Here is a 22676-nt window from a genome sequence, read left to right as displayed (position 1 = left end):
ATCAAAAGGATTACTTAAAATCAGCTAGCCAGCGTGGCAAAGCAAATTCTTCCAAAAGATGGGCTAGCTGATAGGAATTATAATTATGCTTAGTCATCCAGCACACCTCTTCGATCTCAGCTTTATTATCTAGCTTATCTAGTGGCAACGGTTTTGTTAATAAAAAAATATTACCCTGCACTGTGGTGTTAGCTTCATTAGCCGCCGCTGTCTCATGAGACCCTAAAAAGGAAAAATCATCTTTCGCAAACTGCAAACCCAATTCCTCCAACAATTCCCTTAGTAAAGTATCTATCAGCTCCTCTCCTGGTTCAATCTTACCTCCTGGCAACATATAGAATAAAGAATTTCGCTTTCGTACTACCAATAAATCATTATTTGCATTACATATAATTGCCGAAGCTATTCGAATTTTTTGATTCACGTCAATATATAGTTTTGAAGAGTAAAAGATACTTTTAATTATACTTAAGCACGTAAAAAATACCGCCTAAAATATGTTTTTGAAAATTTGCTGAATCAAATGACTCATTAGTATGCCCTAAACCTGTATAAAAGGAACGACCTCCGTCAAATTCCTGAAACCAAGCGATGGGATGAAATTTCCCCATCTTCCCACCTTGGTAGGATTTTTCATCCAATGTCATCAAGATATTTAAACCTGGCTTCACATCTTTAAAATCATACCATTCGTCACGGTGAATCCAAATATTTTGCAGATGCTTTGTTGACGGATGATTCTTATCGACGACATTGATCGTCGCCTCTTGGACAGCAGGGTGACTTGAAAAATAACCACCTACCAACCGACCATACCAAGGCCAATTGTACTCCGTGTCCGAAGCAGCGTGTATACCCACATAACCTTTACCAGATTGTATAAACTCCTGAAAAGCTACCTTCTGTTCTTTAGTCAAAATATCGCCTGTCGTACTTAGGAATAAAACAGCATCATATTTTGAAAGACTATCAGTACAAAAATAGGAAGCATCCTCTGTATGGGTCGCATTTATCCCTGATTCATCAAGCAATCTGGACACCGTTTGCACCCCTTTAGATATACTCTCATGTCGGAAACCCGTAGTTTTTGAAAATATGAGAACACTTTTCATTTGCTGTGACAAACAGATGTCACTAGTAAACAATAAAAACATTGAAAAAATAAAAAGTGCTCTCATAATTATATAATTAACTCAAAGATAGATAGTAATCTAACGCAGACTCAATATCTTCTTCAGACACATAAATATTATATGTACAATCACCGATTGAATTTAATAAAGCAAATCCTATTTTATTACTTTCATTTTTCTTATCATTTTTCATCAATTCAAAAAATGCAGGATATTGCTCTTTTGTGTAATTATATTTAGAATACAAGGTCATAAAGGTGTTGCAAATATCGGCGAGCTCCTCTTCCGAAAGGCCACAATATTTGTGTGACAACCATGCTTCACAAATCATACCTATACCGATAGCCTCTCCGTGTAATAAAGAATTCTCATCGTTAAATAAAGAGTAGCCCTCCACAGCATGACCAATCGTATGTCCAAAGTTCAGAATCTTTCGTAAACCTTGCTCCGTTGGATCTTGCGTAATAACATTGTTTTTAATAGCTACAGAACGATGAATAATAGCAGCGTCGATATCGGCTAAGTTTACTGTTTTACATAATTCATACAGACTTTTATCTTGTATAAGGCCATGTTTTATTACCTCAGCAAAACCAGACGCTATCTGCCTCTCATCCAAAGTAGCTAAAAACTTAGTACTGATAAATACGGCCTGTGGTTGAGTAAAAGTACCTATTATATTTTTCACATTATCCAGGTCAATTCCGGTTTTACCACCAACAGAAGCATCTACTTGCGCTAATAATGTGGTAGGGATATGTATAAAATCAATACCTCTTTTATAAGTAGAAGCGGCAAATCCTCCCATATCGGTAACGACACCTCCACCCAGATTTATCATAACAGCCTTACGATCAGCACCAAAATCAAGCATAGTCTTCCATACACCGATACAAAAATCAATATTTTTATTCTCTTCGCCTGGATCAACCTCTATCACATCATAATTGCTGAGATTAGGCATAGCCGCCTGCAATACAGGTAAGCAATTATCATTTGTATTAATATCTACTAATACTAAAATCTGCGAGTAATTTCTTTCTTCTATAAATGATTCTAAAGAGTTTAAATCTTCTTCAAAATACACTTGATATCCTAAACTATTAATGGCTTGCATATACTATTTTTATAATTGCAGTAAATATAAATAATTTACTGCACTTGAACTTTCATTCCGTCAAATTCAACAATATCACCTTTACGTACTTTAAGACGCTTGCGGTAATCTACTTCACCATTGTATTTTACAAGACCTTCATCAACCATACGTTGAGCCATCCCCCCGTGCTCTACCCAATTTAGAGCTTTCAACAATTGAATAAGTGGGATAAATTCCTTTTCTAATGTAAATGTTTGCATAAACAAAAATACACCAAAAATATACTAATACTGTCCAGTTTGTGATATTTTGCACAAAATAAATTTAATAAATATTACTTTTGGTTAGTAATCTTATAAAGAATGGCATCTCAAAATACAACATTAAATTTTGACAATACAGAAATTGCTTTTCGCAATAAAAGCGACAAAGACCTTGAAAGAGCATACTGGTTGTTTAAAATGGTAGCGTCTAGCAGCTTAATTAAAATTGGCACGCCAATAACAAATTTTGCCTTAAGCGTAGGTTTACCTGTTCAGGGGATAATCCGCAATACAATCTACAAACAGTTTTGTGGTGGTGAAACAATCCAAGGATGTGATCATGCTATCGCAGAATTAGGCAAGGGAAACGTAACTACAATATTAGACTATTCTGTAGAAGGCGAAGATTCAGAAGAGAGTTTTGATGCATGCTGCAACGAAGTACTTGCTTCAGTAAAGTATGCGACATTAAATAAACTAATTTCCTTCTGTGTATTCAAGCCTACTGGTGTTGGTCGTTTTGATTTATTAGCAAAAATAGATGCTAAAGAAACATTAACAACAGAAGAAAAAGAAGAATTTGCACGCTTGATGGATCGTTGTGATAGAATATGTAAAGCCTGTCATAAAGCTGGTATTCCGGTATTAATTGATGCAGAGCATTCATGGATTCAAGACACAATAGATGATATCGCACGTATCATGATGGAAAAATACAATATCGAAAAACCTATTGTATATAATACATATCAATTATATAGACACGATAAATTGGCATCTCTAAAAGCAGATTTAGCATATGCTAATATTCGAGGCTTCCATATTGGTGCAAAAATCGTACGTGGTGCATACATGGAGATAGAACGTGAACGTGCCAAGGAGAAGGGTTATCCTTCGCCTATCCAACCTAACAAAGCAGCTTCAGATACTGATTACAATGAGGCCATCATCTTTTGTTTGGATAACATCGATAAAATAGGACTAATGGCAGGTACGCACAACGATCAAAGCTGTCTTTTATTGGCACAAGAGATGCAGAAGCGCAATATAGCACCGAATAATCAGAATGTATTTTTCGCACAGTTGTTAGGTATGTCAGATAACTTATCATTTAATCTGGGAGCATCTAATTACAACGTAGCCAAATACATGCCTTACGGTCCTGTAAAAGCAGTAATGCCTTACTTATTCAGACGAGCTCAAGAAAACTCTTCCGCAGCAGGTCAAACTGGCCGAGAATTGAGCCTTATCATCAAAGAAAAACAAAGACGTAAAAATTCAAAATAATCAAAAAAGGATGCAAATGATTTTGCATCCTTTTTTGATTCATTACTTTTGTAGGATATGATGACAACCGAAGAAATAACTAAATACGAAAAGCTAAGTCAAATCGCCGCTCCTTATGAAGCTCTTTTATTTGATGTCGATGGTACACTTGCAGACAATATACATGCACACAAAGCGGCTTATGTAGCTACAGCTACAGAATATGGCATTGACTTAGATGACAACCTAATCGACGAGACAGCCGGATGGCCAACAGTAGCCGTAGCACGGGAAATAACAATTCGATACGGTAAGGAATTCGATATTGAACTGTTTTCTAAACGCAAATCAGCCATTTTTATTGAACGCTTTATTCAAGCTACGCAACCTATCTCCTATGTGAGACAAATATTAATCGATCATGTTGGTTTAAAAAGAATAGGTATTGTTTCTGGAGGAAGTAGAAGTACCTTAAATATAACACTCGACGTGATCGGAGTAGCCGATAAATACGAAACTCTAGTTTGCGCGGGCGATACCGAAAAAGGAAAACCTTCAGCACAGCCTTTTCTATTAGCGGCCAAACATTTGAATGTTGATCCAACAAAATGTTTAGTATTCGAAGATGGTGACCCCGGAGTACAAGGAGCAATAGCAGCTGGAATGGGATGGGTGCGTATTGATCAACTTTAGAAGTTGGTCATAATTCGTACACCACCATTACTGTAATTCATATCTGCTTTTCTAAATTCTCCTACAGGTATTTTATAATAAGGTTCAATGGCCACACCAAATTTACTATTCACCTTCATTTTCTTGCCAATAGATAAGTTTATAAACCCATTATAACCTGCGGTATTGACATTCTGCTCAGCAGATTTAACTGTTTTAGTAACCATCTTCAATACTTTAGAAGCTTCCTGTTCATTCGCTGGAAAACCATCATTAAAGGTATTTAAATTCACATTCTCTACATATTGTGCATTTCTTTCTTGGCTCACAATTGTGGAGTAAGAAACTCCCGCTGCAGCATAAAAGGAATTATTCAATGTATATTTCACTTCAAGAGGAATTTCAACAGACTGAACAAAACCTGACACAGCGTTTATATTTGGAATCGCCAATTTAGATACAGATAACAAATCATTACCACTACCCGGCGATTGCAAATTAGAATTCAACATACCTACCTCAACTTGTTCAACGCTACTTGCGGCAAGGGGATTTTTCAGAAGACCTACTTCATACGTATTATAAGATGCTCCAGTACGAATACTAATTTTATTATTAATATTATAAGCCAATGCTAATCCACCTCCTACTCTAAGATTCTCAGAATTGGTAAACGGCGAAATAAATAAACCTAAATCGAACTTCTCGGAGAATTTGAAACGCTTAGGACTTAAAGACTTTTCATGATTAGAATTTGAAAGTATAGTTTGTGCCAAACTACTATTTGCTAATATCAGATGGTCTGCCAAATCATTAGATAACTGCACTTTATCTAAGTCTTCTTGCACAACAATTGCGGGAGGGTTAAATTGTCCCAAAGTTGGCTTTAATGGAAGAATATGACTGAGATCGACCGTTACATTTAGTTGTAGATCATTATCTATATAATCTAATCCTGGTAGATTAGTATTTTTTTGCTCACTTGCTCCAATAAGTGTTGAAGAACGAATTATTGTATCATAATTATCTGCTTCTATATTACCAACTGGAACATCCTCCAATAGGGCACCTTTAGTATTTTCTTGCGTAACAATTAAACTATTATTTTGCTCTAGATCTTTGTGTATAGTTACTTTATTATTATAACTATAATATGAAATCACTAAACCTGCTATTAGCATTGCTGCCATAGCCAAATATTTGTTAATGCTAATCCCTCCAGTAGAAGAAATAGGTTTCTTTTGCTTAAAATTCTCCCAAGCACCTTCTCTATAGGGATAATTCTCTATTGATTTCAAACGATCAACAATATCTGCTACTAATTCTTTATCTCTTTTCATTCTACGACTATATATTAAGAATGATTAATTTTTTCTAATATTTCAAACTGTTCCATATACAATTGACGCAATTTGGATTTGGCCCTTGTAAGATAAGTACGCGAAGTACTTTCTGGAATTTGGAGCATTTTCCCTATCTCATCATGAGAATAACCTTCAATCTCATACAAATTGAATATTGAACGTTGGACATCTGTCAAGCTATTTAATAAATTCATGATATCTTTCTCCTCCAAACTAGTAGATATCATTACAGCATGTGATTTTAAATCAGCATCAGTCAAATCATCTAACGCATAATTTCCCTTTTTTACACGTAATTTATCGATAGATGTATTAACTGTTATTCGTGCTATCCATGCTTTAAATGTTTTCTCAATAATGAGTTCATCATTCTCAAAAGAAAAACCATTTATTTTATTGAATATCTTAACAAATGATTCATTAACCACATCTTCAGCTTCCATTTCATCCTTTACATAACGAATAGATACAGCCATAAGATATCCATAAAATCTTTTATATAGGAAAGACTTACTGCGTTCTGAATTTAACAAAACACATTCCTCCAATGCTAACTTCAATGTTAATGGAGCTTTCTTTTTAAAATATTTAGGTAATATACTCACAGAAATCCTATAGGCAGTTCAATGATGTAAGTTATGTATTTTATTCACAAATTATATATACTAATACCTACGCTTTTTTTTAGTTGTGTATTCTTTATAAACGACACAATTCGCATAAATGCTACAACCTATTAAGTAATAAAAAATATTAAAAATAATTACATACATCACAATGTTTGCTCAATTGATAAATTATAGATAAATTATAGATAAATTTAAAATAAAAGATTATGAAAAGCATACTTATACCAACGGATTTTTCAGAAGCAGCGGATAATGCTTATTTATACGGTCTTCATTTAGCAAATCATCTGGACTTAAAAATCTATGTTTTGTATTCTTATATGTCACCTGTACTATCAGCAACACATGGAGGTCAGCCCGAATTATTACAAAGTATCTACGAAGAAATAGAACTTTCAAAATTCGATACTTTCAAAAAAAATGTCGCGGTTTTACGTAAATTGGCGGCAGAAAACAACCTTGATCCCAACAATGTAGTTTTCCTTTTTGAAGAAGGTCCATTAGTTAGTTCGGTAAAAAAAACAATAGCTAATGAAGATATATATGCTATCGTAATGGGAACAATTGGTGCTTCAGGTATTTCGCAAGCAATCATAGGAACCAATACGGTCAACGTCATTAAGAATGTAACAAAGCCCGTATTAGCCATACCGACAAAAGCAAAATTTAAACCTATAGATAAGGTAGCTTTTACCACCTTGTTTAGAGACAAAGACAAACCTGCCTTACAAGAAATAGTTAGAATTTCGGAAAAAGTACCTTTTGATGTATATTGTGTTAATGTATTAAATAACCCAGATTATATAGCGGATGTACTAATAGCAGCAGAAGAATGGGGAAAAGAATACGATAATGCTAATTTAGAATTCGTGTTTTTGGAAAAGGAAGAAACAGTTGAAAATACAGTTAATAAATTTCTAGCAGAAAACAAAATTGATATACTTGCTGTAGTAAAAAGAAATAGAAATTTCTTTGATCGATTGATAAACGCTAGCTTAAGTAATGAGTTTGTCTTTCATTCTCATATACCTACTTGGGTATTTCACGAGGAAAGATAATAATAAATTTCAAATCATATAATCCGTAAAAGCAATGCCACAAAGCATTGCTTTTGTTGTAAAATAAAATACGCTTTCTCTCTAATAATTATTAGCTTATTTTATGCAATTTAAAATAAACAATAATCTCCATAAAATATTGCCAATAATTATCACTAATTATAAAAGCAATTTTTCAGATTTTGCCGAATACTATTTTTTACCAAAAAGAAACCTAAAATTAATCTTCAATACAAAAAAATAGTTTCAAACCTATCAAAAGAGTGAATTAAATTTATTGCAAAACAATAACTAAATGTTTTTAGAATAGAAAATATTTAGTCATGCTATACAAAAATGTATGATTTAGAAATAAATAATCGAAAATAAAAACACAAATCTAAATAAAGCAATAAATTAATCTAAAGCACAATTAACTGAAAGACAATCACTTTTGTAAAAATTAATTGAAAGAGAGTATTATTTAAACAAAAGTTTTGTTTTTGTAACTTATATTATCTTATTTTGGCGCTAAGAACATCTTTAATAGACTTTAAAGCGAAAAACTAACATTACATATAGCTATTTAGAATACCGTGAAAAAAAACACTTACCAGCAACCAAAACTAACACTAACAACTGTACAAACTGAGTGCTCAATAGCAACTGGATCCGTTCATATCGGCACTAACACAGACTCTTTCACTCCTAATGTGGAGGAATTCTACGAAGATACCACTACAATAGAAGGTTTTGGAGATTTATAAGTTCATAGATTACAATTAATTATAACAATATGAAATTAACACCTCCAGGCTTCCATCCTAAAAAATGGAATATTTTGGGCATTCTTAGCCTTTTGATAATCACTATTTTATCTTCTTGCAAAAATGATCCAAAGGAAATCATTAGCGGCGATGGCAACATTAAAATATCACTAGCAGGTATAGAAGATTATACAACTATAGATAAAGTAGCAGCTACTCGTAAAAGTAACAATAATACACCTGTAGAAATACAATCATACGAAGGATTTGATGCTATTACATCAATAGAAGTTGAAGAACCAACAGCAGCTGTATCTACAAAAAAAGCATCTTCAGAAGTAACGAAATTAGCTAGCAACACTACAAAATTGCAAGATACTGTCCGTTATCGTTTACTATTCTTTAAGGCGAGTGACAACTCTGTTGTTGTCAATGAACTTATCAAAGCCGGTGATGCGCCAAGGATTCGATTGGATATCGGCGTCACTTACAAATGGGTTGCTTATTCTATCAATACAGCAAATGTCCCAGATATAACTGAAAATATCATTAATAAAAATGACCTTGCGAATAAAGACTTGTTATATGCTAGCAATACTATAACAATACAGCCTGGGGACAACTTCCTAAACCTTACACTGAAGCGTTATACCACCCAATACGAAGTCAATGTTGACACCAGAGGGATGTTTGCTGCAATAGATGAGGATACAAGAATTAGTTTATCAAACACAAATGGAGATCTTTTTAAAACAGCTGATTTTAATATTCTTACTGGTCAATTTGAAGGTTCAGCAACTCTTGTCACACTCAAAGGTAGCGACCTAATAGTTGATAACATATTAAATGATAATAACCAAAAGAAAGCTATATTTCATACCGTTATAGAATCTGAAATAACTCTTGAGAATGAATTGAAATTAAACTTTCTACCATTAAATTTAGCGTTGGAAGATAACGGAACTATACGCAATTTCCCAAGTGCTATTATTAATTTAACACACAATGCAATAACAGGTACATCAACAAGGGGTCGCAAATATAAAATAAATGCTATGTTGATAGAATCTGCCGTACAAGTAGGAACAAGTAATACGAAATGGGCACGGTCAAATTTATGGTATGATGAAAACAATACTATTTCCAAATATCGATTACGTCCAAGTCCTCATTTTAGGGATATGCAAAGTAAGAATAGTAGCGGATTCTTAAAAGATGAAAAGGACTTATGGAGGTTCAGCACTACAACACCTAATGGCACAGAGCAAGAAGTAGGCTTTGACCCTTGTAATAAAGTATTTCCCGAAGGTTTATGGAAAATGGCTAGCGACGAAGACTTTACCTCATTAACAGTTAATAATCCAGACTCATTATATATAATAGATAGAGATGAACCTTGGTGGACGGTTGTATTAGGACTAATTGGTAACTCCAAATATTATGAAATGTCGGCTGTTTATAAAAGTAACACCCAAAATAGAACTCCAGGAAAAGGATATAGTCAACCATATAGACCTAATGACCCTAGATCTACTATGGATAATTTAGTGTTTTCTGGTGTTGGCCGCACAGATATACACGGAACAATATATGAACGACCTATTGCATCATCAGTACTTTCAATAGGTGAATTAGTTAAAGTTCTACCTGTAATCTCTGGCGGAGGTTTTTATTGGACATCTAAAGGATTGTATTCTACAAGTAATGTAACAAAGCCTACTTACTTTGAATATGGAGTAAATGGAGCAACGGTATTAGGCGTTAATTTATTAGAAATACTTCAACTTAATGTCTTGAGCTTTAATGGTTACTTTAAAAATATTCAAAACAATAATTTCGTCAATTCAACGGACTTTAATTCTACAGCTAATTGGAGAGCAAGATTAAATATCCGCTGTGTTCGAGATCCAAATTATACAAACTAATATAATTAAGTTATCCGTAAACTCTACTAAACAAAAAAACAGCAGCAAATAAATATTTGCTGCTGTTTTTTTTGCTCCGACTGACAAGGGCATTACTATTTACAAATAGGAAGTGCTATTCACCCCTCAACATTACATCCTACCTTATTCAAAGAAAAGTAACATACGCAACAGCAAAGTTTATACGATAATTTATATGCAATTTCTATAATTGAAAAGCTATTTAAGTCATAATATTAGTTTGCAATAAGTAAAAAATAATAACACAAATCACAGGATTTAAATTGAAATAGAACTATAATTTTATTGATTAATAATAAAATTAATAATTAATTAATTTTATTGGTTGTTATTGTGGTTTTTATTTCCTTACTTTAATATATATACCTAGAAAAATTATAAAATAATACCAATCCTTTTTAAGTACTGTATCGTAACCTTATACTTATGAAACGAAACAACTACACCCCCCCTCTATTCACTATTACTGTATTAATAGCTGAATATTCGATAGCTGAATCATCAGGCAATCTAAATTTAACAGAAGATTCACTGACGCCCAATGTAGAAGAATTTATAGAAGATGAAACTACCATAACGGGTTTTGGAGATATATAAAAAACAAATCAGCTACACTATGAGACTACAAAATATAATCCTTAAAAAGGCTAAAATTTATGGATATCTACCTATCCTTATAATTTCTGTATTAATCTCCTGCAAAACAGAACAACAAGAGTTAGTAAAGAATAGCAACTTACAGATTTCACTAAAGGGCATTGAAGATTATGTAGAGGTAGATTATACTACAAAACAATCTTCAACAACAAAAAATAGTAATAATACACCTACTGCTATACATTCATATGCTGGCTTTGATGCTATCACCTCTATCCACATAGCCGAGCCTCTAGATGGTAATGAAGTAACAAAAGAAGCCACTATTATAAAAAAATATGCCGCTACGGATACCTCAAAATTAGAAAACACGGTTAAATACCGTTTAATATTCTATAGAACTAGTAATAACACAATAGCTGCTGATCAGGAAATCAAAGTCGGCGATGCCCCAAATATTCAACTGGATGCTGGAATTGCTTATAAATGGATCGCATACTCCATCAATCAAGCAACCGTACCTGCTATAACAAATAATGTTATAAACAAAACAGATATTGCGAATAAAGATTTATTATACGCTACAGGAAATCTAACGATGCAATACGGTGAAAATTACCTTAACATTACCTTCAAACGATACACTACCCAATATGTCGTTAATGTTGATATTAGAGGGATGTTTGCTACATTCCATGATAATACGAGGGTTAGTATTTCCAATGGGAATATAGATTTATTCAAAACGGCTGATTTCAATATTTTAACAGGTGAATTCCAGGGAACCCCTGAATCTATAAAAATTAATGGAACTGATCTAAAAGCTATAACAGCAGGAATTAACGACAAGAAAAGTGCTACTTTTTATTCTATAATTTCGTCAGAAAGTGCTCTTAAGGATGCCTTAAAATTAAACTTCACTCCCTTAAGTATTGTTATGGATCCCGAAAACGAACATCCCACAGGTTTACTTCGTGAATTTGCAGCCACTAGCGTAGATTTAAAACACGAAGCACTATCCGTACCCTCCACGCGTGGCAGACGGTACATCATCAATGCTATGTTAGTGGAATCTGCCATAAAAGTGGGCACGGCGACAACAGAATGGGCGCGATCAAACCTTTGGTATAGTGCAAATAATATAACTGGGGCCTATAGATTTAGGGTGAGTCCACATCAAAGAGATATCTCCAAAGATAGCGAAGGCTATATATCAGATGAAAAGGACCTTTGGAAATTTAATACCACTACTCCAGATGGCACAAGCCAAACAAATGGTTTCGACCCCTGCAGATCAGTTTATCCAAATAATCTATGGAAATTACCAAGTCAGATTGATTTCGAAAATTTGAGCCCGCTTACTGACATATATTTGGTAAATAGAAATGATTTAAAAACAGGTTTAGAGGCAAATTTGATAATAGGTTTAGTTCAGGTGTATACCGAAACAAGAGTTGAATTATTAGCTAAATGGGCTAAATCTGCTAGTTCGAACGCTAATAACGCCTATTCCATCCCATATTTAACTAATGAAACCCTGTCAACAATGAATGATTTATTCTTACCAGCTATTGGATATAGAGCTAATGACAAGACCATTACTAATAGGCCTACATTAACAGAGGTGCTTAGCGTAAGTGCACTTGAAATACTTGGTTTAAATATAAGTAATGGATTGGTTGGTAATGGATACTATTGGACATCGAAAGATATATCAAAAGATGATACGGTGCTTCTTCCTACATATTATACCTATAGATATAATAGTAACACACTAGCATCCATAAATTTACTTGGTCTAAATCTACTAAGTGTATTACCATCAAATAGCTTCACTTCTAACTTCTCAACAATGTCCTGGGAAAACTCTATGAACATCCGTTGTGTCAGAAACAATAGTTATCCCAACGAACCTACCTATTAAAACTAAAGGACAAACAGGAAGTATAAATTAGTACTTCCTGTTTATTAGTTAGACAAAACTAAGAATATAAAATATAGACATCGTATCTTTGGGTTATTTCATAATTAGAATAATATGGACATTCAAATACTGATAGATAAGCTAAAGAAAGCAAATGAACTAAGCACTCCAGTTCAAAAACATACATTGATAGTAAATGAGAAATCAGAAACTCAAGGCGCTCTATTTTTTATTCCGATAGAAGCAAGAGAGTACAAGGTATTAATCCCTGCCCCTTTTCATACTGAAGTTCTAGGCAGTGAAAACACTCCTACTCACCAAAAAATTGTAATGCACAAGGAAGCATTTATATTAAAATAGCGGATTTTCAATTCATCATTACTATTTAATTAATATAATTTGTTTATATTTAATATTGAATCTAAATCTACATTTCAAAAAATATGAGAAATCTACTGTACTATGTACTAATTTCATCTTCATTTGCGGCTATTTCATGTGATAATGCCAATTCAGCGGCTAATGACGTGAAAAATCTACAAGATACATTACCTCCTGTAGAAAGTCAAAAAGCAAATACATTATACAAACCCGCATTTGATGGTCAAACAAGAGCTAAGGGTGTATCCACTACAACTCCCTACGAAGGCGTTGTAATTGCTGATGGTTTAAAATCACCTTGGGGCATAGCTGTACTTCCCGATGGCAGATTATTAATCACCGAAAAGGAAGGCGTCTTAAGAATAGTTGATACTTCAGGTAACATCTCTGATGCGATCACCGGATTACCGACTGTTGACCCAAATGGACAAGGTGGAACATTTGGCATCGTTTTAGATCCAAATTTTAAAAGCAACAGAATAGTTTATTGGGCTTTTACACATCCTGAAGAAGGTGGCAACCAAACTGCAGTAGCGAAAGGCAGATTAGCAGACGATGAAAAAACAATAGAAAATTCTTCTATTATTTACAAAGCCGGCCCTGTATATAACGGTAAACTTCACTATGGAGGTCGCTTATTATTTGATAAATCTGGAAATCTAATCCTTACTAGTGGTGAGCGTTCAGATTTAGAAACACGTCCGCAAGCACAAGATTTAAAATCAGCAATAGGTAAGATAATACGCATTACCACAGATGGTAAACCAGTGGCTGGTAATCCTTTTGAAAATGATAATAATGCTTTGCCAGAGATCTATTCATACGGGCACCGTAACCCACAGGGAATTGCATTCCATCCCGAAACAGGAGACCTTTGGGCTACAGAATTTGGTCCTCGAGGTGGAGACGAATTAAACCGTATCGAAGCAGGAAAAAACTACGGCTGGCCAACGATTACGTATGGTATTGAGTATTCTGGTCAAGCGGTTGGCAATCCTCCTATCCAACAACAAGAAGGTATGGAGCAACCAGTTTATTACTGGGATCCCGTTTTATCACCTTCCGGAATTACTTTCTATACCGGCGATGTAGTCCCAGAATGGAAGAATGATTTATTTATCGCAGGACTAAGTAGTACACATATTGCACGCTTAGTAATTGACGAGAATAATAAAGTAGTTGGTGAAGAGCGTTTACTTGCAAAAGAAGGACAACGTTTCCGCGATATTGTACAGGGTAATAATGGAGAATTATTTACGATTACCGACGGCGGTAGAGTTTATAAAATCGCTAAAAAATAAAGGCTAATTTTAAAACTTATATTATCATAAAAAAGGGGCTTTCTACAAGAAAGCCCCTTTTTTATGACAATATGAATTAAGGAGTTACTTGGCGTAAGAAACAGAACGTGTTTCTCTAATAACCGTAACTTTAATCTGACCTGGATAAGTCATTTCTGTTTGAATACGATTTGAAATATCTGCCGCCAAAATATCAGCTTGTGCATCGGTAACTTTCTCACTTTCAACGATCACACGTAATTCACGACCTGCTTGAATAGCAAATGTTTTTTCTACACCAGGATATGACAATGCTAATTCTTCGAGCTCTTTCAAACGCTTAATATAGCTTTCAACAACCTCACGACGTGCACCAGGACGTGCGCCAGATATGGCATCACATGCTTGAACAACAGGAGATATCATCGAAGTCATTTCTATTTCATCATGGTGAGCACCGATAGCATTACAAACATCAGGGTGTTCTTTATATTTCTCTGCTAATTGCATACCCAAAATAGCGTGTGGCAATTCAGGGTTATCATCAGGCACTTTACCAATATCATGTAATAAACCAGCACGCTTGGCATGCTTCACATTAAGACCTAATTCTGCGGCCATTGTTGCTGCAAAATTAGCTACCTCACGCGAGTGCTGCAATAAATTTTGACCATAAGAAGAACGGTAACGCATACGCCCTACCATACGAATTAATTCAGGGTGTAAACCATGGATACCTAAATCGATAACAGTACGTTCACCAATTTCGACAATCTCATCTTCAATCTGTGTACGTGTTTTCGCAACCACCTCTTCAATACGAGCAGGGTGAATACGACCATCAGTCACCAAACGGTGCAATGATAAACGGGCAATCTCACGACGAACAGGATCAAATCCAGAAAGAATAATTGCTTCAGGAGTATCATCAACGATAATCTCTACGCCTGTTGCCGCCTCTAAAGCACGAATATTACGACCTTCACGACCAATAATACGTCCTTTGATCTCATCATTCTCAATATTGAAAATAGAAACCGTATTTTCGATAGCAGATTCTGTAGCGGTACGTTGAATGGTTTGAATTACGACTTTTTTAGCTTCTTTAGACGCCGTTAGTTTGGCTTCGTCCACGATATCCTTAATCTGCATAATCGCTTGCGAACGCGCTTCTTCTCTTAATGAAGAAACTAATTGTTCTTTAGCTTCATCTGCGGACATTCCTGCCATAGCCTCTAATTGCTGAATGTGTTGATTTTTCAACAACTCTACTTCTTCACTTTTTTTCTCATTTAATTCAATAAGTTGATCTAATTTTAGATTTTTCTTATCTAAATCTTGTTTCTCACGATTAAGATTTTCTATTTTTTGGCTTAGCGATTGTTCTTTTTGACGTATAGAATTCTCTTTTTGAGTAATTCCATTATTACGCTGATTTACTTCTTTCTCATGCTCTGACTTAAGTTGCAAAAACTTCTCCTTCGCTTCAAGTTGGCGTTGTTTCTTAGCATGTTCTGCTTGTTTTTCTGCCTCCTTGATTATATTATTTGCCTTTTCACTTGCTTCTCTTTCTTGCTTTTTGAACAGCATTTGAAGTAAATACCGTCCAATCACAACACCGATAATTAGTGATATTATTATTGCGATTGCTAACTCCATTGTTTATTTATATAATTTATTTTAAATTGTTTTTCAAAAAAAAACCGCAATTAAATATAACGAGTATCAAGTATTATTAAACTTCGAATAATCATGAATTGAGCTTTTGATCTTGACCTAGATGGCGTAAAGCAAAATGGCCTTCATCTTTATGTGCTCTTGATATTGAAGCGTTAAGTTTAAAATAGTGACAACCCGAATTTAATTGCGGCAAATTCGTTGTTAAAGCTCTATAAAGAACGATTTATTTTTTAAAGAAATCAGACAACAATGTATCAAGTTCATGAATAGACTGCTCCAACCCAACATCAGTGTTTTGTGCCAATCTTTCGGCTTTAATCATCCCTGTAGCATACTGTAGTACACACATAGATAATAAATCCTGTTTATCACGAACTGCATAATTATCTTGCAATTCTTTAATTTTTTCATTTATCAGTTTCGCAGCGTAACGAATTACTTCCTCCTCTTCCGTTGTTACACGTAGTGGATAAACTCTATCCGCGATATTTATTTTTATGGAAATCTCTCCCATTATTTTTGAGCTTAAAAACGTTATAAACTTATTTTCTAATTCTAAATACTTATTAAACTATTTCAATAAGTTTATACATCTATCTATTTCTCGCACAAAATCGTTAATTTTTTGTTTTGTGTCAAGTATTTTTTCATTTATAACTTCCTTATCGATATCCCCTTCTTCAAAAGATTTGGCAACAGCCATCGCTTTGATTTTCTCTTCCAGCTGCTGAACCTTGTCTGTACTTGTATCAAATGCTACTTGAACTGATTGTAGTTCAAGCTTCAACAAATCATTCTCTTCTTGCAAAGTTTCACACAATTGAATTAAATTTTTCGTTTTCTCAACGATAATATCCATTTGTGTAGATAATGAAGCCATATTGTTTTTCGCAATTAAATTATTTTGTTTTAGAATTAACGCACTTCTGCGCCTGTTTCTCTCTCAAAGTTAATAATTAATTTTTGAATAATAGTATCAATTTGTTTATCATTTAACGTTTTTTCTTCGTCTTGAATTACAAAACTCAGTGCATAAGACTTTTTACCTTCTGGTAATTTATCGCCTTTATAAACGTCAAAGATATTTACACTTTTCAATAGTTTACGATCTGTTTTTAAGGCTACATTTTTAAGTTGCTCAAAAGTAACCGCATCATCTATCAATAGAGCCAAATCACGACGTACTGCAGGAAATTTAGAAACTTCCTTGAACTTAATGGAGTTCTTACGAATCGTTTTTATAACTAAATCCCAATCAAATTCTGCGAAGAAAACCTGACCATCTACATCTACTTTTTTCAATGCTTCTGAAGCAACAGCACCTAAAGAAACTATTACTTTTTGTCCTTTCAGGTAATCTAACCCATAAGACAAGTGTGGATTAGTCGTCTCTACAATTTGTAGATTATCTATTTTAAGACGTTTTATGATAGTATCAACAGCCGCTTTAAGGTTGTAAAAATTAACTGTATTAGCTGTAGTATTCCATTGTTCCGCCGTAATTTTACCAGCAATACCTAATGCAAAACGTTGTTTTTCTTCGTAACCTTCTTCTTTTAAGAAATATGTTTTACCATATTCGAAAACTTTAAAATCACCAGATTTACGTTTTTGATTATACTCAATTGCGGTCAATACAGAATATACCATATTCTGACGCATTGTATCCAAATCAGAGCTCAAAGGATTTAATAACTTAACAGCTGTAGCTTCATCTTCTACATAAGCGCCTTTTGTCAACGAATTGGAAAGAATCTCTCTATAACCATTACCAATTAATAAATCAGCTACTTGATTAAGAACAACTTCTTTATCTGGTTTTTCTTGTGTATTTAGAGAAGCTAAAATCTGCGATTTTAACTCAATATTATTATACCCATATATACGTAATACCTCTTCAATAACGTCAACTTCACGCGTCACGTCTACTTTGTAAGCAGGTACTTCTACTTCAATAATATCACCATCTTCTTTTACAATGGCAATTCCTAAAGCTAAGATAATAGCTTTAATCTCCTCTGCTGGAATCTCTTTACCGATTAAGCGTTGTACACGCGTATAAGAAACTTCAAAAGCAAATGGAGAAACTGGATTCGGATATATATCTGTCACCATTGAACTCACTGTTCCACCTGCTACCTCTTGAATCAATAAAGAAGCACGTTTTAATGCAAACAAAGGCATATTAGGATCTGTACCACGTTCAAAACGGAATGAAGAATCTGTTTTTAAGGTATGTCTTTTTGCTGTTTTACGTACCGATACCGAATTAAAGTAAGCGGATTCTAAGAAAATATTCGTTGTACCATCAGATACACCCGAGTATTCACCGCCAAATACTCCTGCAATACACATAGGTTTATCGGCATCTGCAATCACTAAATCTTCTGCTGAAAGCTTACGCTCTACGCCATCCAAAGTAGTGAAAAGCTCACCTTCAGCAGCCAAACGCACCACAACCTTGTTTCCTGCAACTTTATCCGCATCAAAAGCATGTAAAGGTTGACCTAAATCATGTAAAATAAAATTTGTAACATCAACAATATTATTAATAGAGCGAATGCCAATAGTATTCAATTTTTCTTTCAACCAATCTGGTGATGGACCTACCTTTACGCCAGAGATATTTACGCCTGCATAACGTGGACAAGCCGCTGTATTTTCTACTACAACCTCAGTTTGTTTAACGTCAGTTTCAGTAAAATCTTCGATGGATGGTAAAGTATAAGAACTACGGAAATAAGCAGCGATATCGCGTGCTACACCTAAATGCGAAGCCGCATCTGCACGATTTGGCGTTAAGCCTATTTCAAAACGAAAATCATCTTCAATTTGATAGAAATCTTTTACCAATGTGCCTACTTGTACATCTTCAGGAAGCTCCACAATACCTGCATGTGAAGAACCTAAACCAATCTCATCTTCACCACAAAGCATACCTTCAGAGACTTCACCACGAATTTTGGACTTCGTGATTTTGAAAGGCTCACCTGTCAAAGGATGACATGTAGTACCTACAGTTGCAACAATCACTTTCAATCCTGCGCGACAATTTGGTGCACCACATACAATATCTAAGGGAGTTTCACCTCCAATATTAATTTTTGTAACTCGCAATTTATCTGCATTTGGGTGCTGCTCCGCAGAAAGTACTTCACCTACTACCAAACCCTCTAATCCACCAGGGATAGATTGCACTTTCTCTACTGCTTCAACTTCCAAACCAACATCCGTTAAGATCAACGAAAGCTCATCTGGTGTTTTATCTATATTTAAGTAATTCTTAAGCCAATTGTAAGAAATATTCATTATTTGAGATTTTAGACACAAAGATAAGTTTTTGAACAGGAAATACAATCTCCATTTCTCATTAATAATAAGAAAAAACACTCTTTACACACAAAATCAGTACTCTATTGGCTATATTTTAATATTGATGTATCCCATGTTAAGGCATCTAAAACTAAATATTTACCCCGAAGGGTATCCAGATCTAAAATAATCTTCAATACTTCCATCGCCATTATATTCCCTATCATACCAGGTAAAGGACCTAATACACCAAGCATATCACAATCTAATATCGATACAGGTTCTTCTGGGAAAATCGCTCTCATATCAGCACTCCCTTTATAGTTAAAAACAGTAACCTGCCCTTCAAAACCTAATATACTGCCGTGAACCAAGGGTTTATTAAAGTCTACACAGGTATCGTTGATGAGATAACGCGTTTGAAAATTATCAGTACAATCAACGATGATATCCATATTTTCTATTAAGCTACTGGCGTTAGAAACATCAAATTTTGCATGCACACATGTCAAGGATATACCCGTATTATAATCCTCAACATAGCGTTTAGCACTATTTACCTTAGCCCATCCTATTGTTTTTTCACTATGTATAGTCTGTCGATTGAGATTATGTAGCTCTACAAAATCAGGGTCAATAATGGTAATGAATCCGACACCAGCACCTACCAATTGCTGTAGTACCGCTGATCCCAACCCCCCAACACCAATAATTAGCACCCTGGAAGCTAATATTTTACGCTGCCCCGACACGCCAACATTATCGACCACAATCTGTCTTATATAGCGTTCAAATGTATTATCTTTCATTGTTTTACCCCTTTATAAATAGTATCCCAATCTTTAACCACACATTCATACCCTTTTGCTGTTATCATTGCCACAAAATCTTCTACAGAACGTTCATCACTAATTTCAAACTGCTCTAGAGATTGTAGATCGACAGCATAACCACCAGGATTAGTTTTAGAAGCCGCACTCATCGTGGTGGCACCCAGCGAAACCACATGATTGCGAAATAGTTCACTTTCTCGCGTAGAAATAGAAATATCCAACTCTGGATTCCATATTCTATAAGCACATATCAATTGCAACAAATTACTATCGCTAAGAATAAAATTAGGAACAAACTCACCTTCTGCAGGTCTCAATCGAGGGAAAGAAACTGCATACTTTGACTGCCAGTACATTTTCTGTAAATAATCAATATGAAGGGCATTATAAAAACTATCCACCCGCCAATCTTCTAAACCTAACAAAACACCCACTCCAATCTTATGAATACGAGCTCTACCGATACGATCTGATGTTGCTAATCTATAATCAAAATTTGTTTTTTTACCTTTTAGATGGTATTTTTTGTAAACTTCTCTATGATAAGTTTCTTGGTAAACTAACACGGAATAAACCCCAGCTTCATAGAGCAATTTGTATTCCTCTTCTTCTAAAGGTTGTACTTCTATAGAAATAGTATTGAAATAAGACTTTAATAGAGCAATGGCCTTTAAAAAATAATCAATATGTACAGTAGAATTAGCTTCACCAGTAACCAATAAAACGTGATCAATCCCCATCTTTTTCAAGGTTAGCGCTTCAATGACTATTTCGCCATGAGACAATGTTTTACGCTTAATCTTGTTATCAAGGCTAAAACCACAGTACGTACATATATTTTGACATTCATTACTCAAATAAAGAGGCATAAATAATTGAATATTTTTCCCAAATCGGTTTTGTGTAATATGCTGCGACATCAGTGCCATTTCTTCCAAAAAACATGCTGCGGCAGGCGACAGTAAAACTAAAAAATCATCAACACTAAGTTTCTTTTTACACAGGACTACTTTTACATCTTCTGTATTGACAGCATATATACGCTCCTTGACCTCATCCCAATTAAATCTCGCTAAATATGTTTTTATATCCATACTATATACTCTTTTAAGGTAGGTTTAAAAATCCGGTCAACGGACTGGAAGGCTGTGCTACTTTCATCTTACTACCAAGTCCACTCTCAAAGGCTAATCGACCAGCTTTGACCGCTTCTCTAAATGCAATAGCCATTTGCACCGGATCTTTGGCTACTGCAATTGCGGTATTCACTAAAACGGCATCAGCACCAATTTCCATGGCTTTTACAGCATCTGAGGGCGCTCCAATTCCAGCATCTACAATCACAGGAACCTTACTTTGTTCTATAATAATTTCCAAAAAATCTATTGTTATCAATCCTTGATTAGAACCAATAGGAGAACCTAAAGGCATCACCGCAGCAGTACCAACATCTTCTAAGCGCTTACATAATACGGGATCCGCATGAATATAGGGCAATACCACAAATCCATCTTTAACAAGTTGCTCCGTCGCTATCAATGTTTCAATTGCATCGGGTAATAAATACCGAGGGTCAGGATGGATCTCCAATTTCACCCAATTGGTTTCCATAGCTTCACGTGCCATATGCGCAGCAAGAATAGCTTCACGGGCATTACGTGCTCCTGATGTATTGGGTAATAAGTTTAAAGAGCTTATCGAGAGATGATCAATTATAGATGCATTAGTACCTTTTAAATCTATTCTTTTTAATGCTAAAGTCACCATTTCTGCTTCCGATCCCGCTATTGCATTGTACATATCTTCCAAACGCCCAAACTTACCCGTACCTAAGATTAGTCGAGATTTAAATTCTTTGTTTGCTATTTTTAACATCACGAAGTAATTAACTGATTAAAATAAATAAAGGATTCGGGAGAAAGTGTTAAACTGGATGACAAAGCAACCCCATAAACGCCAACTTCACAAAGATCCCGTATATCCTTCTCTACCACTCCACCTATAACATAAATCGGTTTTTTTTTGAGAGATTGAAGCTTCAATTGTGCCATTACATCCCGAACTCCATCAATACCTAAAATAGGACTTAGATTTTTCTTTGTTTCCGTATAATGCAATGGTCCTAGCCCAATATAATCACATCCATCCTTGATATTATTCATTACATCATCAATGTTATTGGCCGTTCCTCCAATAATCCTATTATATCCCAAAATTTTGCGTGCTTCTGTTACATCCGCATCTAACAATCCTAAATGTACCCCATCAGCATCTGCTGCTACCACGATATCGACATAATCATTGATAATAAAAACAGCATCATACTGATCACAGATTAATCTTATATCTATTGCAAAAAGTAATAACTCGTCTTTGTCAACACATTTACAGCGGAGCTGAATCCATTTTCCACCAGCTTCAAGAACGCCTATAATATTATTTCTATGCTGTAGTAATGTGGCACCTTGTGAAATATATTGTATTTTTTCCATT

At 34.6% G+C, this 22676-nt stretch carries 23 protein-coding genes; 9 read left to right on the top strand and 14 right to left on the bottom strand.

Annotated elements, in window-relative coordinates; genetic code table 11:
- Nucleotides 1-10: 10 nt before the first annotated feature.
- The 4 genes from IP023_RS10700 to IP023_RS10685 form a co-directional block, all read right to left on the bottom strand.
- Nucleotides 11-424 carry an NUDIX hydrolase gene (locus IP023_RS10700; RefSeq protein ID WP_241790272.1) on the bottom strand — a complete coding sequence of 138 codons (414 nt, stop codon included), beginning with the start codon at nt 422-424 and terminating at the stop codon, nt 11-13.
- Between the two features lie 34 nt (nt 425-458).
- A complete protein-coding gene (locus tag IP023_RS10695; protein ID WP_241790271.1) occupies nt 459-1112 on the bottom strand; it encodes a ThuA domain-containing protein in 654 nt (217 codons plus the stop codon).
- A 76-nt stretch (nt 1113-1188) separates the two neighbouring features.
- Entirely contained in the window at nt 1189-2250 is a 1062-nt protein-coding gene (gene aroB, locus IP023_RS10690; protein WP_241790270.1) for a 3-dehydroquinate synthase, read from the bottom strand.
- A gap of 35 nt (nt 2251-2285) precedes the next feature.
- The gene (locus IP023_RS10685) at nt 2286-2492 is read right to left on the bottom strand and encodes an RNA-binding S4 domain-containing protein (protein WP_241790269.1); all 207 of its coding nucleotides are present in this window, start codon (nt 2490-2492) and stop codon (nt 2286-2288) included.
- Between the two features lie 102 nt (nt 2493-2594).
- On the opposite strand from IP023_RS10685, the gene IP023_RS10680 reads away from it, so the two are divergent.
- Nucleotides 2595-3782 carry a proline dehydrogenase family protein gene (locus IP023_RS10680; RefSeq protein WP_241790268.1) on the top strand — a complete coding sequence of 396 codons (1188 nt, stop codon included), beginning with the start codon at nt 2595-2597 and terminating at the stop codon, nt 3780-3782.
- Between the two features lie 57 nt (nt 3783-3839).
- The gene (locus tag IP023_RS10675) at nt 3840-4454 is read left to right on the top strand and encodes an HAD family hydrolase (protein WP_241790267.1); all 615 of its coding nucleotides are present in this window, start codon (nt 3840-3842) and stop codon (nt 4452-4454) included.
- Here IP023_RS10675 and IP023_RS10670 read toward each other — a convergent pair.
- Nucleotides 4451-5773 (bottom strand): hypothetical protein, encoded by a 1323-nt coding sequence (locus IP023_RS10670; RefSeq protein ID WP_241790266.1) that lies wholly within the window; start codon nt 5771-5773, stop codon nt 4451-4453. The two genes, IP023_RS10675 and IP023_RS10670, sit on opposite strands and share 4 nt — an antisense overlap.
- Before the next feature lie 14 nt (nt 5774-5787).
- Nucleotides 5788-6402, bottom strand: coding sequence for an RNA polymerase sigma factor (locus IP023_RS10665; RefSeq protein WP_394801851.1), 615 nt, complete (start codon nt 6400-6402; stop codon nt 5788-5790).
- A gap of 230 nt (nt 6403-6632) precedes the next feature.
- Between IP023_RS10665 and IP023_RS10660 the strand changes: the two genes are divergently transcribed.
- The 7 genes from IP023_RS10660 (at nt 6633) to IP023_RS10630 (ending at nt 14379) form a co-directional block, all read left to right on the top strand.
- On the top strand, nt 6633-7484 hold the full coding sequence (locus tag IP023_RS10660; protein WP_241790264.1) for a universal stress protein: 852 nt from the start codon (nt 6633-6635) through the stop codon (nt 7482-7484).
- Between the two features lie 575 nt (nt 7485-8059).
- On the top strand, nt 8060-8230 hold the full coding sequence (locus tag IP023_RS10655) for a hypothetical protein (RefSeq protein ID WP_241790263.1): 171 nt from the start codon (nt 8060-8062) through the stop codon (nt 8228-8230).
- A 29-nt stretch (nt 8231-8259) separates the two neighbouring features.
- A complete protein-coding gene (locus tag IP023_RS10650; protein WP_241790262.1) occupies nt 8260-10155 on the top strand; it encodes a fimbrillin family protein in 1896 nt (631 codons plus the stop codon).
- A gap of 447 nt (nt 10156-10602) precedes the next feature.
- On the top strand, nt 10603-10773 hold the full coding sequence (locus IP023_RS10645) for a hypothetical protein (RefSeq protein ID WP_241790261.1): 171 nt from the start codon (nt 10603-10605) through the stop codon (nt 10771-10773).
- A gap of 19 nt (nt 10774-10792) precedes the next feature.
- Nucleotides 10793-12697, top strand: a complete 1905-nt coding sequence (locus IP023_RS10640; RefSeq protein WP_241790260.1) for a hypothetical protein — start codon at nt 10793-10795, stop codon at nt 12695-12697.
- Between the two features lie 114 nt (nt 12698-12811).
- Entirely contained in the window at nt 12812-13057 is a 246-nt protein-coding gene (locus tag IP023_RS10635) for a hypothetical protein (RefSeq protein ID WP_241790259.1), read from the top strand.
- Between the two features lie 83 nt (nt 13058-13140).
- Entirely contained in the window at nt 13141-14379 is a 1239-nt protein-coding gene (locus IP023_RS10630; protein ID WP_241790258.1) for a PQQ-dependent sugar dehydrogenase, read from the top strand.
- An 84-nt stretch (nt 14380-14463) separates the two neighbouring features.
- Here the strand turns inward: IP023_RS10630 and rny are convergent, their stop codons facing one another.
- The 8 genes from rny to IP023_RS10590 all read right to left on the bottom strand — a co-directional run bounded on the left by rny (nt 14464) and on the right by IP023_RS10590 (nt 22675).
- Entirely contained in the window at nt 14464-16017 is a 1554-nt protein-coding gene (gene rny / locus IP023_RS10625; RefSeq protein ID WP_241790257.1) for a ribonuclease Y, read from the bottom strand.
- Nucleotides 16018-16261: 244 nt separating this feature from the next.
- On the bottom strand, nt 16262-16552 hold the full coding sequence (locus IP023_RS10620; protein WP_241790256.1) for a cell division protein ZapA: 291 nt from the start codon (nt 16550-16552) through the stop codon (nt 16262-16264).
- A gap of 57 nt (nt 16553-16609) precedes the next feature.
- The gene (locus tag IP023_RS10615; protein WP_241790255.1) at nt 16610-16918 is read right to left on the bottom strand and encodes a hypothetical protein; all 309 of its coding nucleotides are present in this window, start codon (nt 16916-16918) and stop codon (nt 16610-16612) included.
- A gap of 35 nt (nt 16919-16953) precedes the next feature.
- Entirely contained in the window at nt 16954-19347 is a 2394-nt protein-coding gene (gene pheT, locus IP023_RS10610; protein WP_241790254.1) for a phenylalanine--tRNA ligase subunit beta, read from the bottom strand.
- Between the two features lie 104 nt (nt 19348-19451).
- Complete coding sequence (locus IP023_RS10605; protein ID WP_241790253.1) at nt 19452-20159, bottom strand: HesA/MoeB/ThiF family protein; 708 nt, start codon at nt 20157-20159, stop codon at nt 19452-19454.
- Nucleotides 20156-21277 carry a 2-iminoacetate synthase ThiH gene (gene thiH / locus IP023_RS10600; protein WP_241790252.1) on the bottom strand — a complete coding sequence of 374 codons (1122 nt, stop codon included), beginning with the start codon at nt 21275-21277 and terminating at the stop codon, nt 20156-20158. Before thiH ends, IP023_RS10605 begins: the two co-directional genes overlap by 4 nt.
- Before the next feature lie 13 nt (nt 21278-21290).
- Nucleotides 21291-22058, bottom strand: a complete 768-nt coding sequence (locus IP023_RS10595; protein WP_241790251.1) for a thiazole synthase — start codon at nt 22056-22058, stop codon at nt 21291-21293.
- A complete protein-coding gene (locus tag IP023_RS10590) occupies nt 22058-22675 on the bottom strand; it encodes a thiamine phosphate synthase (RefSeq protein ID WP_241790250.1) in 618 nt (205 codons plus the stop codon). Before IP023_RS10590 ends, IP023_RS10595 begins: the two co-directional genes overlap by 1 nt.
- Nucleotide 22676 lies beyond the last annotated feature (1 nt).

The organism is Sphingobacterium rhinopitheci, assembly GCF_022627575.1.
Classification (GTDB): Bacteria; Bacteroidota; Bacteroidia; order Sphingobacteriales; family Sphingobacteriaceae; genus Sphingobacterium; species Sphingobacterium rhinopitheci.
Note: the sequence above shows the minus strand (reverse complement) of the source record. Positions and strands in the feature narration are given on the sequence as shown.

Excerpts from the sequence above, each read along its gene's own strand:
- IP023_RS10695 (WP_241790271.1), bottom strand. The coding sequence starts at position 1,112 with ATGAAAAGTGTTCTCATATTTTCAAAAACTACGGGTTTCCGACATGAG.
- aroB (WP_241790270.1), bottom strand. The coding sequence starts at position 2,250 with ATGCAAGCCATTAATAGTTTAGGATATCAAGTGTATTTTGAAGAAGAT.
- IP023_RS10685 (WP_241790269.1), bottom strand. The coding sequence starts at position 2,492 with ATGCAAACATTTACATTAGAAAAGGAATTTATCCCACTTATTCAATTG.
- IP023_RS10680 (WP_241790268.1), top strand. The coding sequence starts at position 2,595 with ATGGCATCTCAAAATACAACATTAAATTTTGACAATACAGAAATTGCT.
- IP023_RS10675 (WP_241790267.1), top strand. The coding sequence starts at position 3,840 with ATGATGACAACCGAAGAAATAACTAAATACGAAAAGCTAAGTCAAATC.
- IP023_RS10670 (WP_241790266.1), bottom strand. The coding sequence starts at position 5,773 with ATGAAAAGAGATAAAGAATTAGTAGCAGATATTGTTGATCGTTTGAAA.
- IP023_RS10660 (WP_241790264.1), top strand. The coding sequence starts at position 6,633 with ATGAAAAGCATACTTATACCAACGGATTTTTCAGAAGCAGCGGATAAT.
- IP023_RS10650 (WP_241790262.1), top strand. The coding sequence starts at position 8,260 with ATGAAATTAACACCTCCAGGCTTCCATCCTAAAAAATGGAATATTTTG.
- IP023_RS10645 (WP_241790261.1), top strand. The coding sequence starts at position 10,603 with ATGAAACGAAACAACTACACCCCCCCTCTATTCACTATTACTGTATTA.
- IP023_RS10640 (WP_241790260.1), top strand. The coding sequence starts at position 10,793 with ATGAGACTACAAAATATAATCCTTAAAAAGGCTAAAATTTATGGATAT.
- IP023_RS10635 (WP_241790259.1), top strand. The coding sequence starts at position 12,812 with ATGGACATTCAAATACTGATAGATAAGCTAAAGAAAGCAAATGAACTA.
- IP023_RS10630 (WP_241790258.1), top strand. The coding sequence starts at position 13,141 with ATGAGAAATCTACTGTACTATGTACTAATTTCATCTTCATTTGCGGCT.
- rny (WP_241790257.1), bottom strand. The coding sequence starts at position 16,017 with ATGGAGTTAGCAATCGCAATAATAATATCACTAATTATCGGTGTTGTG.
- IP023_RS10620 (WP_241790256.1), bottom strand. The coding sequence starts at position 16,552 with ATGGGAGAGATTTCCATAAAAATAAATATCGCGGATAGAGTTTATCCA.
- IP023_RS10615 (WP_241790255.1), bottom strand. The coding sequence starts at position 16,918 with ATGGCTTCATTATCTACACAAATGGATATTATCGTTGAGAAAACGAAA.
- pheT (WP_241790254.1), bottom strand. The coding sequence starts at position 19,347 with ATGAATATTTCTTACAATTGGCTTAAGAATTACTTAAATATAGATAAA.
- IP023_RS10605 (WP_241790253.1), bottom strand. The coding sequence starts at position 20,159 with ATGAAAGATAATACATTTGAACGCTATATAAGACAGATTGTGGTCGAT.
- thiH (WP_241790252.1), bottom strand. The coding sequence starts at position 21,277 with ATGGATATAAAAACATATTTAGCGAGATTTAATTGGGATGAGGTCAAG.
- IP023_RS10595 (WP_241790251.1), bottom strand. The coding sequence starts at position 22,058 with ATGTTAAAAATAGCAAACAAAGAATTTAAATCTCGACTAATCTTAGGT.
- IP023_RS10590 (WP_241790250.1), bottom strand. The coding sequence starts at position 22,675 with ATGGAAAAAATACAATATATTTCACAAGGTGCCACATTACTACAGCAT.